The 14670-nt window shown below is 74.3% G+C and carries 16 protein-coding genes and 1 riboswitch; of the genes, 7 read left to right on the forward strand and 9 right to left on the reverse strand.

Annotated elements, in window-relative coordinates:
* Nucleotides 1-103: 103 nt before the first annotated feature.
* Complete coding sequence (locus BN2279_RS31480; protein WP_159037222.1) at nt 104-160, reverse strand: trp operon leader peptide; 57 nt, start codon at nt 158-160, stop codon at nt 104-106.
* A 96-nt stretch (nt 161-256) separates the two neighbouring features.
* Between BN2279_RS31480 and BN2279_RS12930 the strand changes: the two genes are divergently transcribed.
* Complete coding sequence (locus BN2279_RS12930) at nt 257-1609, forward strand: class II 3-deoxy-7-phosphoheptulonate synthase (protein ID WP_059009054.1); 1353 nt, start codon at nt 257-259, stop codon at nt 1607-1609.
* Nucleotides 1610-1726: 117 nt separating this feature from the next.
* Nucleotides 1727-1951, forward strand: a complete 225-nt coding sequence (locus BN2279_RS12935) for a (2Fe-2S)-binding protein (RefSeq protein ID WP_059009056.1) — start codon at nt 1727-1729, stop codon at nt 1949-1951.
* Here the strand turns inward: BN2279_RS12935 and bfr are convergent.
* Nucleotides 1907-2437 carry a bacterioferritin gene (bfr, locus tag BN2279_RS12940; protein ID WP_059009058.1) on the reverse strand — a complete coding sequence of 177 codons (531 nt, stop codon included), beginning with the start codon at nt 2435-2437 and terminating at the stop codon, nt 1907-1909. The two genes, BN2279_RS12935 and bfr, sit on opposite strands and share 45 nt — an antisense overlap.
* 201 nt (nt 2438-2638) lie before the next feature.
* Here bfr and BN2279_RS12945 point away from each other — a divergent pair, with 201 nt between their 5' ends.
* Nucleotides 2639-3280, forward strand: coding sequence for a sulfite oxidase-like oxidoreductase (locus BN2279_RS12945; RefSeq protein ID WP_059009060.1), 642 nt, complete (start codon nt 2639-2641; stop codon nt 3278-3280).
* A gap of 18 nt (nt 3281-3298) precedes the next feature.
* Here the strand turns inward: BN2279_RS12945 and BN2279_RS12950 are convergent, their stop codons facing one another.
* The 7 genes from BN2279_RS12950 to thiO form a co-directional block, all read right to left on the reverse strand.
* Complete coding sequence (locus tag BN2279_RS12950) at nt 3299-4186, reverse strand: deoxyribonuclease IV (RefSeq protein ID WP_059009061.1); 888 nt, start codon at nt 4184-4186, stop codon at nt 3299-3301.
* 41 nt (nt 4187-4227) lie between these two features.
* A complete protein-coding gene (locus tag BN2279_RS12955; RefSeq protein ID WP_059009063.1) occupies nt 4228-5007 on the reverse strand; it encodes a transglycosylase SLT domain-containing protein in 780 nt (259 codons plus the stop codon).
* A gap of 273 nt (nt 5008-5280) precedes the next feature.
* Complete coding sequence (locus BN2279_RS12960) at nt 5281-7488, reverse strand: Stk1 family PASTA domain-containing Ser/Thr kinase (RefSeq protein WP_059009065.1); 2208 nt, start codon at nt 7486-7488, stop codon at nt 5281-5283.
* Nucleotides 7489-7600: 112 nt separating this feature from the next.
* Nucleotides 7601-8812, reverse strand: a complete 1212-nt coding sequence (locus BN2279_RS12965; protein ID WP_059009066.1) for a septum formation family protein — start codon at nt 8810-8812, stop codon at nt 7601-7603.
* A 90-nt stretch (nt 8813-8902) separates the two neighbouring features.
* Nucleotides 8903-9649, reverse strand: coding sequence for a thiazole synthase (locus BN2279_RS12970; RefSeq protein ID WP_059009640.1), 747 nt, complete (start codon nt 9647-9649; stop codon nt 8903-8905).
* 109 nt (nt 9650-9758) lie between these two features.
* A complete protein-coding gene (gene thiS, locus BN2279_RS12975; RefSeq protein ID WP_059009067.1) occupies nt 9759-9968 on the reverse strand; it encodes a sulfur carrier protein ThiS in 210 nt (69 codons plus the stop codon).
* Nucleotides 9965-11149 (reverse strand): glycine oxidase ThiO, encoded by a 1185-nt coding sequence (gene thiO, locus BN2279_RS12980; protein WP_059009068.1) that lies wholly within the window; start codon nt 11147-11149, stop codon nt 9965-9967. The genes thiS and thiO overlap by 4 nt, the downstream gene beginning before the upstream one ends.
* A riboswitch (TPP riboswitch) is annotated at nt 11118-11229 on the reverse strand. It overlaps the preceding gene by 32 nt.
* A gap of 79 nt (nt 11230-11308) precedes the next feature.
* Here thiO and BN2279_RS12985 point away from each other — a divergent pair.
* From BN2279_RS12985 to metF, 4 genes are all read left to right on the forward strand, one after another.
* Nucleotides 11309-12544 carry an NAD(P)/FAD-dependent oxidoreductase gene (locus BN2279_RS12985; protein WP_059009069.1) on the forward strand — a complete coding sequence of 412 codons (1236 nt, stop codon included), beginning with the start codon at nt 11309-11311 and terminating at the stop codon, nt 12542-12544.
* Nucleotides 12545-12576: 32 nt separating this feature from the next.
* On the forward strand, nt 12577-12942 hold the full coding sequence (locus BN2279_RS12990; protein ID WP_059009071.1) for an Rv2175c family DNA-binding protein: 366 nt from the start codon (nt 12577-12579) through the stop codon (nt 12940-12942).
* A 120-nt stretch (nt 12943-13062) separates the two neighbouring features.
* On the forward strand, nt 13063-13713 hold the full coding sequence (gene thiE / locus BN2279_RS12995; protein WP_059009072.1) for a thiamine phosphate synthase: 651 nt from the start codon (nt 13063-13065) through the stop codon (nt 13711-13713).
* Nucleotides 13714-13739: 26 nt separating this feature from the next.
* Nucleotides 13740-14666, forward strand: a complete 927-nt coding sequence (metF, locus tag BN2279_RS13000) for a methylenetetrahydrofolate reductase [NAD(P)H] (RefSeq protein ID WP_059009073.1) — start codon at nt 13740-13742, stop codon at nt 14664-14666.
* Nucleotides 14667-14670 lie beyond the last annotated feature (4 nt).

Consider the following 14670-nt stretch of genomic DNA (forward strand, 5'->3'; position numbering starts at 1 on the left):
GCGTGGTCCCTTCCGGTGCGGTGGCAAGAGGGGACGGCCCGCGAACGCGCCGAAGGCCGCCCCTCGGGCGGCCTTCGCGTCGATCGTCTCGTGGAACGCGCAGTCAGTGGGCCGCCGGGTGAGCGGTCCACCACCAGTTCCGGGTGTGCTGCGCGATCATGCGGCGCACCCTATCGCACCGCCGCACCCGTGCGCGGGTGTCTCACTCCCCGATCGGCCGGGAGCACGGCGCGGCGCACCCCGTAATCTGGACGGCGTGACCGTGAACGCTGACAGCAGCACATCGATCGCCACCACCTCCTGGCGAGACCTCCCCGCGGCGCAGCAGCCCGATTACCCGGACCTTCAGGCTCTGCGCGCTGTGATCGCGGACCTCGAAACCTATCCGCCGCTCGTCTTCGCGGGCGAGTGCGACGCGTTGCGCGCCCGGCTGGGGGCTGTCGCCCGGGGTGAGGCGTTCCTGTTGCAGGGCGGTGACTGCGCCGAGGCGTTCGACCAGGTCGGCGCGGACCAGATCCGGGCCAAGCTGAAGACGCTGCTCCAGATGAGCGCGGTGCTCACGTACGCGGCGGCGGTGCCGGTCGTGAAGGTGGGCCGGATCGCCGGGCAGTACTCCAAGCCCCGCTCGAAGCCGACCGAGACCAGGGACGGCGTGACCCTGCCGTCGTACCGGGGCGACTCGGTCAACGGCGCGGAGTTCACCGAGGCGGCCCGGGTGCCCGACCCGGAGCGGCTGCGGCGGATGTACCACACCTCGGCCTCCACGCTGAACCTGGTGCGCGGCTTCACCACCGGCGGCTACGCGGACCTGCGCCAGGTCCACGCGTGGAACCAGGACTTCGTGCGGAACTCGGCGTCCGGGCAGCGGTACGAGGCGCTGGCCCGCGAGATCGACAACGCGCTGAACTTCATGAAGGCGTGCGGCGCGGACCCGGCCGAGTTCCACTCGGTGGAGTTCTACGCGTCGCACGAGGCGCTGCTGCTGGACTACGAGGGCGCGCTGACCCGCACCGACTCGCGCAGCGGCTCGCTGTACGACGTGTCCGGCCACATGGTGTGGATCGGTGAGCGGACCCGGCAGCTCGACGGCGCGCATGTCGCGTTCGCCGCCTCGATCCGCAACCCGATCGGCGTGAAGCTCGGCCCGACCACCACGCCGGAGGAGGCGCTGACGCTGATCGACCGCCTCGACCCCGAGCGCGAGCCCGGCCGGCTGACGTTCATCACCCGCATGGGCGCGGACAAGGTCAGGGACCGGCTGCCCGCCCTGGTCGAGAAGGTGACCGCGTCCGGCGCCCAGGTCGCCTGGGTCTGCGACCCGATGCACGGCAACACCTTCGAGGCGGCCTCCGGCCACAAGACGCGCCGCTTCGACGACGTGCTGGACGAGGTCAAGGGCTTCTTCGAGGTGCACAAGGGCCTGGGCACGCACCCCGGCGGCATCCACGTGGAGCTGACCGGCGACGACGTGACGGAGTGCGTGGGCGGCGGCGACGAGATCTTCGTCGACGACCTGCACCAGCGGTACGAGACGGCCTGCGACCCGCGGCTGAACCGCAGCCAGTCCCTGGACCTCGCGTTCCTGGTGGCGGAGATGTACCGGTCCTGAGCCTGCAAGGGAAGTGCCCCGGAGTGTGGCTCTCGCCACTTTCCGGGGCACTTTTCCGTCTTCTCCGGCGCGGGGTAAGGTTAGGTTTACCTCAGTACGCCACCGGAGGGGTGAAGCGTGTACGTCTGCTCGTGCTTCGGTATCACGGAGCAGCAGGTGCGTGACCACGCCGCGGCCGGAGCCTGCACTCCTCGCCAGATCGCGTCGGAGTCCAAGGCCGGCACGGACTGCGGTTCGTGCGTGCGGCGCATCCAGGGGCTGCTGGGCCGTGGCGCCTGCCCGCGCGACCGCTCCGCGTCAGTGGCCGGCGCCCCGGTGAGCGCCGTACCCGCCGTGGCCTGAGCCGCCGTCGTCGCTGGGCTGCTCGATCTGCTGCGCGATGTACAGCGGCTCCCCCAGCTTCGCCACGAGTTCGAGCTGGGAGTCGAGGTAGTCGATGTGGTGCTCCTCGTCGGCGAGGATCGCCTCGAAGATGTTGGCCGAGGTGATGTCCTTCTTGGCCCGCATCACCTCGATGCCGCGCCGCAGGCGGTCGATCGCCTCGACCTCGACCTGCCGGTCCGCCTGGAACATCTCGGTGACCGTCTGCCCGACGCGGACGTGGAAGAGCCGCTGGTAGTTCGGCAGCCCCTCCAGGAAGAGAATCCGGTCGGTGAGCACCTCCGCGTGCCGCATCTCGTCGAACGACTCGGCGCGGGTGTACTTCGCGAGCCTCGTCCAGCCGAAGTGCTCCTGCATCTTCGCGTGCAGGAAGTACTGGTTGATGGCGGTCAGCTCGGCGGTGAGCTGCTCGTTCAGGAACTCGATGACCTCGGGGTCGCCCTGCATGGCGGCGCGCTCCTTCCCTGGGCGGGGGCGTTTGTCCGCGCATCGTGGCACCGGGAGAGCGGCGCGTCCAGTAAGTGAAGGCTTACCGAAACGCCCGGATTCCCGGTGTTCACCAGGGTTTTTGGCCCTTTCCCGGGAGGTGGCCCCGGCGTGGCGGGGTGGCGGTGCGAGCGCGTCGCGGGGGTCTGTCACCATGGAGGCATGGGTCAGCCGGACAGCCGCGCGGGGGAGGCGCCGCAGCGGCGCGCGGACGACCGTCTCCCGCCGGGCCAGCGCCCCCAGCGCGGCTGGCCGGTCACGCACTACGGCCCGGTGCCCAGGTTCCGCGCCGAGCGCTGGGAGTTCCGCGTCTTCGGGGCCACGGCGGACGGCGACAAGCACTGCTGGACCCACGAGGAGTTCGCCGCCCTGCCGTACGAGACGGTGGTGGCGGATCTGCACTGCGTCACCAAGTTCAGCCTGCTGGACGTCGAGTGGGGCGGGGTGCGCGCGGCCACGGTGCTGGCGCTGGCCCCGCCCGCGCCGGACGTCACCCATGTGATGGTGTGGGCCGAGTACGGCTACAGCGCCAATCTGCGGCTCGCCGACTTCGCCGACGCGCGCACCCTCTTCGCCACCCACCGCGACGGGGAGCTGCTGACCGCCGAGCACGGCTTCCCGCTGCGCCTGGTCGTACCGCACCTGTACGCCTGGAAGGGTCCGAAGTGGGTGCGCGGCGTGGAGTACATGACGGCCGACCGCCGCGGCTTCTGGGAGGAGCGCGGCTACCACAACGTCGCCGACCCGTGGCGCGAGCAGCGCTACTCCTACCAGGAGGAGCCGGGCGACGGCCCCGAGCAGTGAGCCCCGCCGCGCGGCGCCTCAGCCGCCGCGCAGCTCCTTGAGCCGGGCCACGTCGGCCGCGTGCCCCTCCTTGCCGCCCGGTGTCTCGATGATCAGCGGAACGCCCTCGGTGGCCGGGTGCCCGAACAGGTCCGCGAACGGCCCGGCGCCGATGTGCCCGGCCCCCACGTTGGCGTGCCGGTCCCGGTGCGCGCCCGCCACGTCCTGGGAGTCGTTGGCGTGGATCAGCCGCAGTCGGCCCGGCCCGGCGGTCTCCTCCAGCTCGTCCAGCAGCGCCTTGACGCCGCCCGGGGCCGCCAGGTCGTGCCCGGCGGCGAAGACGTGGCAGGTGTCGAGGCAGATCCCGAGGCGGGGGTGCCGGTCCAGGGCCGCCAGGTAGGGCCCGAGGTCCTCCACGCGGGAGCAGAGCGACGCGCCCTGGCCCGCCGTGGGCTCCAGCAGCAGCGGCGGGTCCTCGTCGGGCAGCTCGTCCAGCAGCGGCAGCAGCAGCTCCCGCACCTGGGACAGGGCCGTCTCACGGCTCCGGCCGCCGGTCGCGGAGCCGGTGTGGACGACGACGCCGCGCGCGCCGATGGCGCGGGCGCGGCGCAGGGAGTGGCGCAGCGAGACGACGGAGAGCCGCGCGGTGTTCTCGTTGTGCGAGCCCGGGTTGATCAGGTACGGCGCGTGCACGTACGCGGGCAGGTCCGCCTCGGCGCAGGCCGCGCGGAACAGCTCGTCCTGGCGCGGGTCCCCGGCCGGGGTGGCCCAGCCGCGCGGGTTGGCCACGAACACCTGGAGCGCCTCGGCGCCCATCGCGCGGGCGTAGGGAACGCCGACGGCGGCCAGGCCCCCGGCCACGGGGACATGGCCGCCGACGGGATTGCGGTCGCGGGGGCCGGGCCGACGCCGTTGTGCTGCGCTCACCCTTCCAGCATGCCAGCCCGGAGCGGTACGTCCCGGGGGGCTCAGTACGCCCCGAAGACGTTGTCGATCGAGCCGTAGCGGTCGGCCGCGTAATTCGCGGCGGCGACGAGATTCGCCACCGGGTCGTAGATGTCGTACGGGGTGCCCGGGACGTAATACGCGTCGAAAGTCGGCTGGATCACCTGGAGAAGTCCGATGGACGGGGTGCCGTTCATCGCGTTGATGTCCCAGAGATTGATCGCGTTCGGGTCGCCGCTCGACTCGCGCAGGATATTCCGGTGCAGGCCGTCGTACGTGCCGGGAATTCCGTTCGCCGCCATGATGTCCAGCGCCTCACGGATCCAGCCGTCGAGGTCGTCGGTGTAGACGGGGGCGGGCGGCGCCGCCGGCTCGGCGGGGGCCGCGGGGTCGGCCGGCACCACCGGTTCGGTGGAGACGGTCGTGGCCCGCGCCACCGCCTGATCGGCGTCGAGCCGCGCGGCCTCGGCGGCGTCGCCGGCCCGTGCCGCGGCGTCGGCGTGCCGCCGCTCGGCCGCGCCGGCCAGCACGGATCCGGCCTCCGTGGCGCGCTCGGCGCGCTCCGCGGCCCGCCGGGTGTCACCGTCGGACGCCGGGCGCTGGCCCGGTATCCCGGCGGCGGCCAGGTCGAACGGGACCGCCCGGTCGTTCTGGACGCGGACCGAGGGCCGCTGCCCGGAGTCGGCGGCGGCCGGGACGGCGGTCGGGGCCAGGGCCGCCACACCGGCCGAGGCGAGGGCGGCGGTGGCGGCACCGCGCCCCCGGAGGGAGCGGGGCTTGGGGGTGCTGCGGAAAGCGGGCATTCGGGGGGACCTTACGTTCTCGTCCGGTCTGCGGGTGGCCCCTTCGTAACAGCCCGGGAAAAGGGAAGGCAAAGACCCCTCGTACTACCCGGCATCGTTCCCGGCGTGCTGCCGGGAGCGCGGAAATGCCCGGAATTCGGGGCGGAAGGCGACGGGAACGGGGACGGCGCCGGCACTATCCCGTTTCGTAGAGGACCTTGGTCCTATGACAGGGCTCACAGCGCGTCGGCCCGTTCACGGCGGCGAAGCGGCGGCGGGGCGGCGGGTCGCGGGTCAGCGGACCCAGATGGTGATGGTGGAGCCGCGCGGGGCGCTGTCGCCGCTGTGGACGGACTGGTTGAACACCTCGCCGGTGAAGAACAGCCGGTTGACGTCCACCTCGAAGCCCGCCTCCTCCAGGACGTCGCGCGCCTCGTCCTCCTGCATGCCGCGCACGTCGGGCACGACGATCATCTCCGGCCCCTTGGACAGGGCCAGCCGGACGGTGTCGCCCTCCCCGGCGCTCTGCCCGGCGCGGACGGACTGCTCGGCGACGGTGCCCGCGTCCTCCTCGGAGTGCACCCGTTCCGGCTCGACCTCGGCCTCCAGGCCCACGCCCTCCAGCGCCCGGGTCGCCGCGGCCTCGCCGAGGCCGGTGACGTCCGGCACGGTCACCTCGCGGCCCTTGCTGACGACCAGGTCCACGGCCTGGTTCGGGCGCCGCTCCTCGCCCGCGGGCGGGTCGGTCTCGATGACCGAGCCGCGCGGCACCTCCTCGGAGTACCGCCCGCTCTCCTCGCCCGGGGTCAGCCCGGCCTCCTCGATCTCCCGCCGCGCGTCCGCCAGCGGCATGCCCCGGACATTGGGCACCTCGGCCACCTCGGGGCCCAGGGAGACGGTGATGGTGACCGTCGCGTTCTTCCGGATCCGCTCACCGCGCCCGGGATCGGTGGCGATCACATGGCCGGGCTCCACCGTCTCGGAGAAGTCCTCCGCGACCCGCACGTCGAGCCCCGCGTCCCGCAGCACCTCCTCGGCCTCGGCCCGCGGCAGGTCGTACACGCCGGGGGTGCGCAGGAACTGGCCCGAGTTGATGTACCAGATCCCGAGGCCGCCCAGGACCAGCACCAGCGCGGCGGCGATCAGCGGCACCAGGCGGCGCCGCGGCATCCGCCGGCCGGGCGCGGCGGCGGGGGGCAGCGGGGGCGGGGGCAGCGGCGGCAGGTCGATGCGGGCGGTGACGCCGACGCCGTCGGCGCCGTGGCCCGCCGCCGGGCGTGCCAGGACACCGGTCGGGTCCTCGGGGCCGACCGCGCCGTCGGGGGCGGTGTGCCCGGTGGCCCGGGGCGGCTCGGTGTCGAGCTGCTCCCCGGTCAGCGCGGCGCGGACGGCGAGCGTCAGCGCCAGCAGCGCCTCGGCGTCGGCCGGGCGGACCCTCGGGTCGCGCGCGGTGGCACGCGCCACCAGGCCGTCCNCCGGGCACACCGCCCCCGACGGCGCGGTCGGCCCCGAGGACCCGACCGGTGTCCTGGCACGCCCGGCGCCGTGGCCCGCCGCCGGGCGTGCCAGGACACCGGTCGGGTCCTCGGGGCCGACCGCGCCGTCGGGGGCGGTGTGCCCGGTGGCCCGGGGCGGCTCGGTGTCGAGCTGCTCCCCGGTCAGCGCGGCGCGGACGGCGAGCGTCAGCGCCAGCAGCGCCTCGGCGTCGGCCGGGCGGACCCTCGGGTCGCGCGCGGTGGCACGCGCCACCAGGCCGTCCAGTTCGGCCGCCAGCTCCGGCACGGCCAGGGACGGCGGCGGCACGTCCTCGTTCACATGGGCGTACAGCACCCGCGCCGGGGAGTCCCCGGTGTGCGGCTTGGCGCCGGTCAGCGTCTCGTACAGCAGCACGCCGCAGGCGTAGACGTCGGTGCGGGCGTCCACCGTGCCGCCGTCGATCTGCTCGGGCGCCAGGTAGGAGACGGTGCCCAGCAGTGATCCGGTGGTGGCTGAGGTGTGCGTGTCGACGCCGCGCACCAGGCCGAAGTCGGCGACCTTCACCCGGCCGTCGTCGCCGATCAGGACGTTCTCCGGCTTCATGTCGCGGTGGATCAGGCCCGCGCGGTGGGCGGCGGCCAGCCCGGCGAGCAGCGGTTCCAGGATGTCGAGGGCCGCCCGGGGCGACAGCGCCCCACGGGCGCGCAGCACGTCCCGCAGGGTGCAGCCCGCGACGTACTCCATGGCGAGGTAGACGTACGGGCCGTCGGTGCCCTGGTCGAGGACGCCCACGATGTTGGGGTGGTCCAGCCGGGCCGCGGACTTCGCCTCGCGGATGAACCGCTCGACGAACGCGGCGTCCTCGGCCAGCGCCGGGTGCATCACCTTCAGGGCGAGCACGCGGTCGAGCCGGGTGTCGAGCGCCCGGTAGACCGTCGCCATGCCGCCCACGGCGATCCGCTCCTCGACCCGGTAGCGGCCGTCGACAACGTGCCCGATCAGCGGGTCGTGAAGGGTGGCGTCCACGGCACACGAGTGTACGAGGAACGCAACGGGCCCCCGCCGCCCCGGACCGGTCCGGAGCGGGACTGAAGCCGAACGGTGACGGAAGCCGCCGCGCGGCCGTTCAACGGCCCCCTCACAGACCCGTGCTGAGGCCGAGGACCGAGCGGATGGCGATCTCCCGGTCGACGCCGAGGAGGCCGTAGCCGTCCTCGACCGCCGCGTCGAACGCGGCCACGCCGGGCGCGTCCGCCGCGTCCCGCCAGCGGCGCAGGCTGTCCTCGCGGGCCCGGACCAGATCCGGCATCAGCGCGCCGACCTCGGCGGACCAGCTCTGGTCCGAGAGCTCCTGGATCTCCCGCTCGATGTGCCCGGCCATCTCGCCGGCCCACTCGCGGCGCTCGGACAGCCCGGTGCCGCCGGGCGGCTCGCCCCAGATGCACAGCTCCAGCGGCGTGGTGATCTCCAGGTAGCGCGTGGCCTCGGGGCCCAGGGCGCCGGCGTCGCCGCGCAGGCTCCCGGTGAGTTCCGGGCCCTCGGCGTGGCCGAGGAAGCACAGGACCTCGCGGTCGCCGTACTGCCAGGTCTCGGCGGAGGGGAAGTAGTAGTAGGACGAGACCTCGTAGGGCAGTTCCCAGGTGTCGAGGATGTAGCCCTGGAGCAGCTCGTCGCACCGGCCGAGCGAGACGTCGCTGATCTCGTCCTCGCCGGGGAAGGCGTCGTAGCCCTCGATGCGGGTGGCGCCGTACGCCTCGGCCTCGTGCGGTTCGTCGCAGGGCAGGCGGGTGACCGTCATCTCGCCCGGGCCGTCGCCGAAGCTGTCGAGACCTATGCCGGAGTCGAAGCAGTCGCCGACGCCGAGGTCGAAGACGTCGATCTCGGTGCCGCCGGAACCGGGGCCGGAGCCGGGGTCGTCGGGGCCGCCGTTCTCGTCGGGGCGGTCCTCGCTCAGCGCCTCACTGACGAACTCGCCGTCGTGGTCGGGGATGAAGAAGCCGAGCGGGACGGCGACGGCGAGCATCAGGATCTGCGCGGAGGCGATGACGACGGCGGCGACGGCGAGGCCCTTGCCGCGCCGGGGCGGCGTGGCGAGGCGGGTGAGGGCGAGGATGCCGAGCACCAGCCCGGCCGGGAAGACGAGCAGCGACAGGACGAACGCGGTGATCGCCATCCCGCTGACCGGCACGGCCACCGGCGGCCCGGGCCACGGCGGAACAGCGGGGTAGGCGCAGTGGCCCCACTCCGGCGGCGGGGGCGTCGGGTACGCGTCCGGTGCCGCCGGGGACGTGGGGGGCGTCCCGGGACCGGCCCGCTCGGGCTCCGGCTCCGGAGCCCGCTCCGGGGGCATGCCCGGGGGACCCTGTTCCGGATCCTGTGGTGTGCTCACGAGTTCCCCCACAAAACGTCCAGTCCCCCCGGCGACAGCGTGGATCGTATATCAGTACGAGAACGCCGGCCGTTCCGGATCCAGCGCCGCCAGGCCCGTGACCGGCGACGACGCCTCCGCGAAGTGCCGGCGGGGAACCCTGCCCGCGGGGTGGGCCAGGCGGCCCGCCGCCACGGCGTGGCGCATCGCCGAGGCCATCATCGCCGGGCGCTGCGCCCGTGTCACCGCCGAGGCCAGCATCACGCCCGCGCAGCCCAGCTCCATCGCCACCGCCGCGTCCGACGCGGTGCCCGCGCCCGCGTCCAGGATCACGGGGACGGAGGCGCGTTCGACGATGAGCTGGAAGTTGTGCGGGTTGCGGATGCCGAGGCCCGAGCCGATGGGGGAGCCCAGCGGCATGATCGCCGCGCAGCCCGCGTCCTCCAGCCGCCGGGCCAGGACCGGATCGTCGTTCGTGTACGGCAGCACCGTGAATCCGTCGTCCACCAGCGCCTCCGCCGCGTCCAGCGTCGCCACCGGGTCGGGCAGCAGCGTGCGCTCGTCGGCGATGACCTCCAGCTTGATCAGGTCCGTGCCCAGCGCCTCCCGCGCCAGGCGCGCCGTCAGCACGGCCTCGCCCGCCGTGTAGCAGCCCGCCGTGTTCGGCAGCGGGCTGATGCCCAGGTCGGTGAGCACGGACAGCACGGAGCCCCGCACGCGCGGGTCGAGGCGGCGCATCGCCACCGTCGTCAGCTCCGTGCCGGACGCCACCAGCGCGTCGCGCAGCACGTCGAGGCTGGGCGCGCCGCCGGTGCCCATGATCAGGCGCGAGGACAGCCGCAGGCCGCCCAGCACCAGCGCGTCGGTGTCGGTGGTGTCAGCGGTGGTCCCGGTGGTGGTCCCGGTGGTGGTGTCGGTGTCGTTCAACTCAGCCTCCCTGCACGGCGGTCAGCACCTCGACGCGGTCCCCGTCGGCCAGGGCCGTGTCCGGCCACCGGCCGCGCGGGACCACGGTCTCGTTGACGGCGGCGGCGACCCCGCCGGACGCCGTCGTCAGCTCCGCGACCAGCGCCGCAAGCGTGGTGCCGGCCGGGACCTCGCGGGGCTCGCCGTTCACCGAGAGCGCGACGGACCTCACGCCATCACCTCCCGGGCGGCGCGCGCGAAGCGGTGCGCGTGGAACGGACGGGCGTAGTCCGGCAGTTCGCCCGTGGTCAGGGACGCGGCGAGCGCGTCGCCGGTGACCGGGGCCAGCAGCACGCCGTTGCGGTGGTGCCCGGTCGCCAGGAACAGGCCGGGCAGCTCGCTCGGGCCGAGCAGCGGCGCGTTGTCCGGGGTGGTCGGGCGCAGCCCGGCGCGGGTCTCCACCAGCGGCAGTTCCGTGATGCCCGGCACCGGCTCGCGGGCGTCCCGCAGCAGTGGGTAGACCCCGCCGGCCGTCACCGCCGTGTCCCAGCCGCGCTCCTCCGACGTGGCGCCCACGACCAGCTCCCCGCTGACGCGCGGCACCAGATAGATCTGCCCCCCGCGCCCCACCGCCCGCACCGTGCGGGAGAGGAACGGCGTCAGCTCGGGCAGCATCCGCAGCCGCAGGATCTGCCCCTTCACCGGCCGCACCGGCACCGTCCCCCCGGGCGGCAGCCCCGCCAGGTCGGCGCTGCGGGAGCCACCGGCGAGCACCGTCCGCCCCGCCGCCACCGCCGTCCCGTCGTCCAGCACGACCCCGGTGGCCCGTTCCCCGGACCCCGACAGCGTCAACTCCCGCGCCTCGCGCCGCCGGAACACCACCCCGGCCCGCTCGCACGCGGTCAGCAGCGCGGCCGTCAGCAGCCGGGGATCGGCCTGGTGATCGCCGTCCACGCGCAGCCCGCCCCGGATGCCGGGCGCCAGCATCGGCTCCAGCTTCCGGCACTCCCGGCCCGTCAGCCACTGCGTGTCCAGCCCGCAGCGCCGCTGCAACTGGTGCAGGTCCCGCAGCAGCGCCCGGTCGTCGGCGTCCAGCGCCACCGCCAGCGTGCCGCACTCCCGGTACCCGGTGCCCGTGCCCGCCGCCTCCGCCAGCTCCGCCGCGAAGTCCGGCCAGCGGGCGGCGGACGCGAGATTGAGGTCGAGCAACGCCTCCTCGCCGTGGTGCAGTTCGGTCACGGCCGCGAGCATCCCGGCGGCCACCTGCGCCGCCCCGCCCCCGGGCCGCGGATCCACCACGGCCACCCGCGCGCCTCGCTGCGCGACCCGCCAGGCCGTCACCAGCCCGATGACCCCGCCCCCGACGACCACCACGTCACACGCCGTCAACGCGACTCCTCCCTTCGCCGGCATGACCCGGATCAGGTTCGTACGGTCGGAGGCCGGCCAGCCTCCCTCTCAGCCCGGTCGTCCGGGCTCCCGCGGTGCCTTACCGCCGTCTCAGCCTAGTACGGGCCGCGCCGCGGCGTCCCCGGTGCCCGGTCGTAGGCTGGCGGCGTGACGCGGAACGGGATGGCGCAGGAGCGCGTGGTCGTCGCCGGAGCCGGGCTGGCCGGGGTCCAGACGGCCGTCGAACTCAGGCAACGCGGCTGGGAGGGCGGCATCACCCTCGTCGGCGCCGAGCCGCACCGGCCCTACGACCGGCCGCCGCTCTCCAAGGACGTGCTGCTGGGCACCGCCGACAGCACCGCCCTCGACGTGGACTTCGCCGCCCTCGGCGTCGAGCTGCTGCTCGGCCGCACCGCGACCGGCGTGAGCGTCGCCGAACGGCTGCTGCGCACCGACGCCGGCCCGCTGCCCTACGACCACCTCGTGCTCGCCACCGGCTCCGAACCCGTCACGCTGCCCGGCACCGCCTCGATGCCCGGCGTGCACGTGCTGCGCACGCTGGACGACGCCCGCCGCCTCAAGCCCGTCCTCGACGCGCGCGGCAGCGTCGTCGCGGTCGGCCCCGGCTGGATCGGCGCCGAGGCCGCCACCGCCGCCCGCGCGGCCGGCTGCCGCGTCACCGTCGTCGAGGCCGGGCACCACCCGCTGGCCGGGGCGCTGCCCGGCGAGGTCACCGAGCCCATGCGCCGCTGGTACGCCGACGCGGGCGCGGAGCTGCGCACCGGGCAGCGCGTCACCGCCGTCCGCGACGGCGAGGTGGAGCTGGCCGGCGGCGAGGTCCTCGGCGCCGACGCCGTCCTGGTGGGCATCGGCTCCCGCCCGGCCACCGGCTGGCTGGCTGGCTCCGGCATTGGCCTCGCCCCGGACGGCTCCGTCCGCGCGGACGAACGGCTCCGCACGGACGCGCCCGGCGTCTGGGCGGCGGGCGACTGCGCCTCGTTCCCCTCGGCCCGCTACGGGCGGCGGCTCCTCGTCCACCACTGGGACAACGCGCTGACCGGCCCGCGCGCCGTCGCCGAGGGCATTCTCGGCGGCCCGGACGCCGCGGACGCCGTCCACGATCCGGTGCCGTACTTCTGGTCCGAGCAGTTCGGCCACCACGTCCAGTACGCCGGGCACCACGGCCCGGACGACCGGCCGCTGTGGCGCGGCGAGCCGGGCGGCGCGGACGGCTGGACCGTGGTGTGGCTGCCCGGCGACGGCCCCGGCACCCCGCCGGCCGCCGTTCCGACGGCCGTGCTGACGGTCGACCGGCCCCGGGACCTCGCACAGGGCCGCCGCGCGATCGAACGCGGCACGGTCCTTGATCCGGGCCGCGTCGCCGACCCGTCCGTACCACTCAAGGCCGCCGCCCGCTGACGACTGTCGGTGGGAGATGGCAGGCTTGAGACGTGACCGAGATTGATGCAAGGATCGACGCTCTCGTCCCCGCCTGGCTCACCCTTCCCGATATCGCCGAGCAGCTCGGCGTCGAGGTGACCCGCGTCCGGCAGTTGGTCAAGGAGGGCCAGCTCATCGCCGTCCGCCGGGGGGAGAACCGGGTTCTCCAGGTGCCCGCGGCCTTCCTCGACGGCGAGAAGATCGTCAAGGGCCTGGTCGGCTGCCTGACCCTGTTGCGGGACGACGGCTTCACCGACCAGGAGATGCTGGAGTGGCTGTTCACCCCCGACGACAGCCTGCCGGGCACGCCCGCCCAGGCCCTGGGTGAGAATCGCGGGACCGAGGTGAAGCGCCGCGCCCAGGCGCTCGCCGTGTGATCCGGCCGAGCGGCGGCGCGGACGGGCCCCGCCCGCGCCGCCGCCGACCCGTACCGCCGTACCCGTTCCCGCGGTGTCCGTCACACCGCTGTGCCCGCTGACCGACCCCGGGGGAGACGCATGCTCGCCGACGCACGGCTCTATCTGTGCACCGACGCCAGGAAGAAGCAGGGCGACCTGCCGGATTTCCTGGACGCCGTGCTGGCGAACGGCGTGGACATCGTCCAGTTGCGCGACAAGGGCATGGAGGCCGCCGAGGAGCTGCACTGGCTGGAGGTGTTCGCCGAGGCGTGCCGGCGGCACGGCAGGCTCCTCGCGGTCAACGACCGGGCCGACGTCGCGCACGCGGCCCGGTCCGACGTGCTGCACCTGGGCCAGGGCGACCTGCCCGTCCCCGCCGCCCGGGCCCTCCTGGGCGGCGAGGTGCTCATCGGCCGCTCCACCCACGCGGAGGCCGAGGTGGACGCGGCCGTCGCCGACCCGGCGGTGGACTACTTCTGCGTGGGCCCCTGCTGGCCCACGCCCACCAAGCCGGGGCGCCCCGCGCCCGGCCTGCCCCTGGTGCGGTACGCCGCGTCGGCGGCCGGTGAACGGCCGTGGTTCGCGATCGGCGGTATCGACGCCGGGAATCTCGACGAGGTGCTCGACGCCGGGGCCCGGCGCGTGGTCGTCGTGCGGGCGCTGACCGAGGCCGGTGACCCGGGCGAGGCGGCGGCCGGGCTGGCCCGGCGGCTGCGGGAGCGTCCGCAGACCGGACGGGAGGGGATCTGAAGGTGCCGCGTGGGTAACCTGCGGTTATGGCCCTTGGGATTCCCAGCACGATGATAGGAAGTGCGCGGACGGTGCGCGAGCTGCTCGCCGCCGGGGAGCGCACCTTCTCCTTCGAGTTCACCCCGCCGAAGACCGAGCAGGGCGAGCGCACGCTGTGGAACGCCATCCGCAGGGTCGAGGCGATGGGGCCGACATTCGTCTCGGTCACCTACGGCGCCGGTGGCTCGTCGCGCGAGCGGACCGTGCGCGCCACCGAGCGGATCGCCACCGAGACGACGCTGACCCCGGTCGCCCACCTGACCGCCGTGAACCACTCCGTGGCCGAGCTGCGCAACATCATCGGGCAGTACGCGGGCGCCGGCATCCGGAACATGCTGGCACTGCGCGGCGACCCGCCGGGCGACCCGATGGGCGAGTGGACGCGGCACCCCGAGGGCGTGACGTACGCGGCGGAGCTGGTCAGCCTCATCAAGGAGTCGGGTGACTTCTGCGTCGGCGTGGCGGCGTTCCCCGAGATGCACCCCCGGTCCACGGACTGGGAGGCGGACGTGCGGCACTTCGTCGCCAAGTGCCGCGCGGGCGCCGACTACGCGATCACCCAGATGTTCTTCTACCCGGAGGACTACCTGCGGTTGCGCGACCGGGTGGCCGCGGCGGGCTGCGACACGCCGATCATCCCCGAGGTCATGCCGATCACGAGCGTGCGGCAGATCGAGCGGTTCACACAACTCAGCAACGCGGCGTTCCCTCCCGAGTTGGAAAGGCGCATACTCGCGGTCAAGGACGACCCGTTGGCTGTACGCTCGGTCGGGATCGAGTTCGCCACGGAGTTGGGCGCGAAGTTGATGGACGAAGACATCCCCGGGCTGCACTTCATCACGCTGAACACGTCGGCCCATTCGACGGCGACGCTGGACGTCTACCGGAACCTGGGGCTGCACCAACGCACTTAGACCG

Origin of the sequence: Streptomyces specialis (assembly GCF_001493375.1) — a bacterium.
Lineage (GTDB): Bacteria > Actinomycetota > Actinomycetes > Streptomycetales > Streptomycetaceae > Streptomyces > Streptomyces specialis.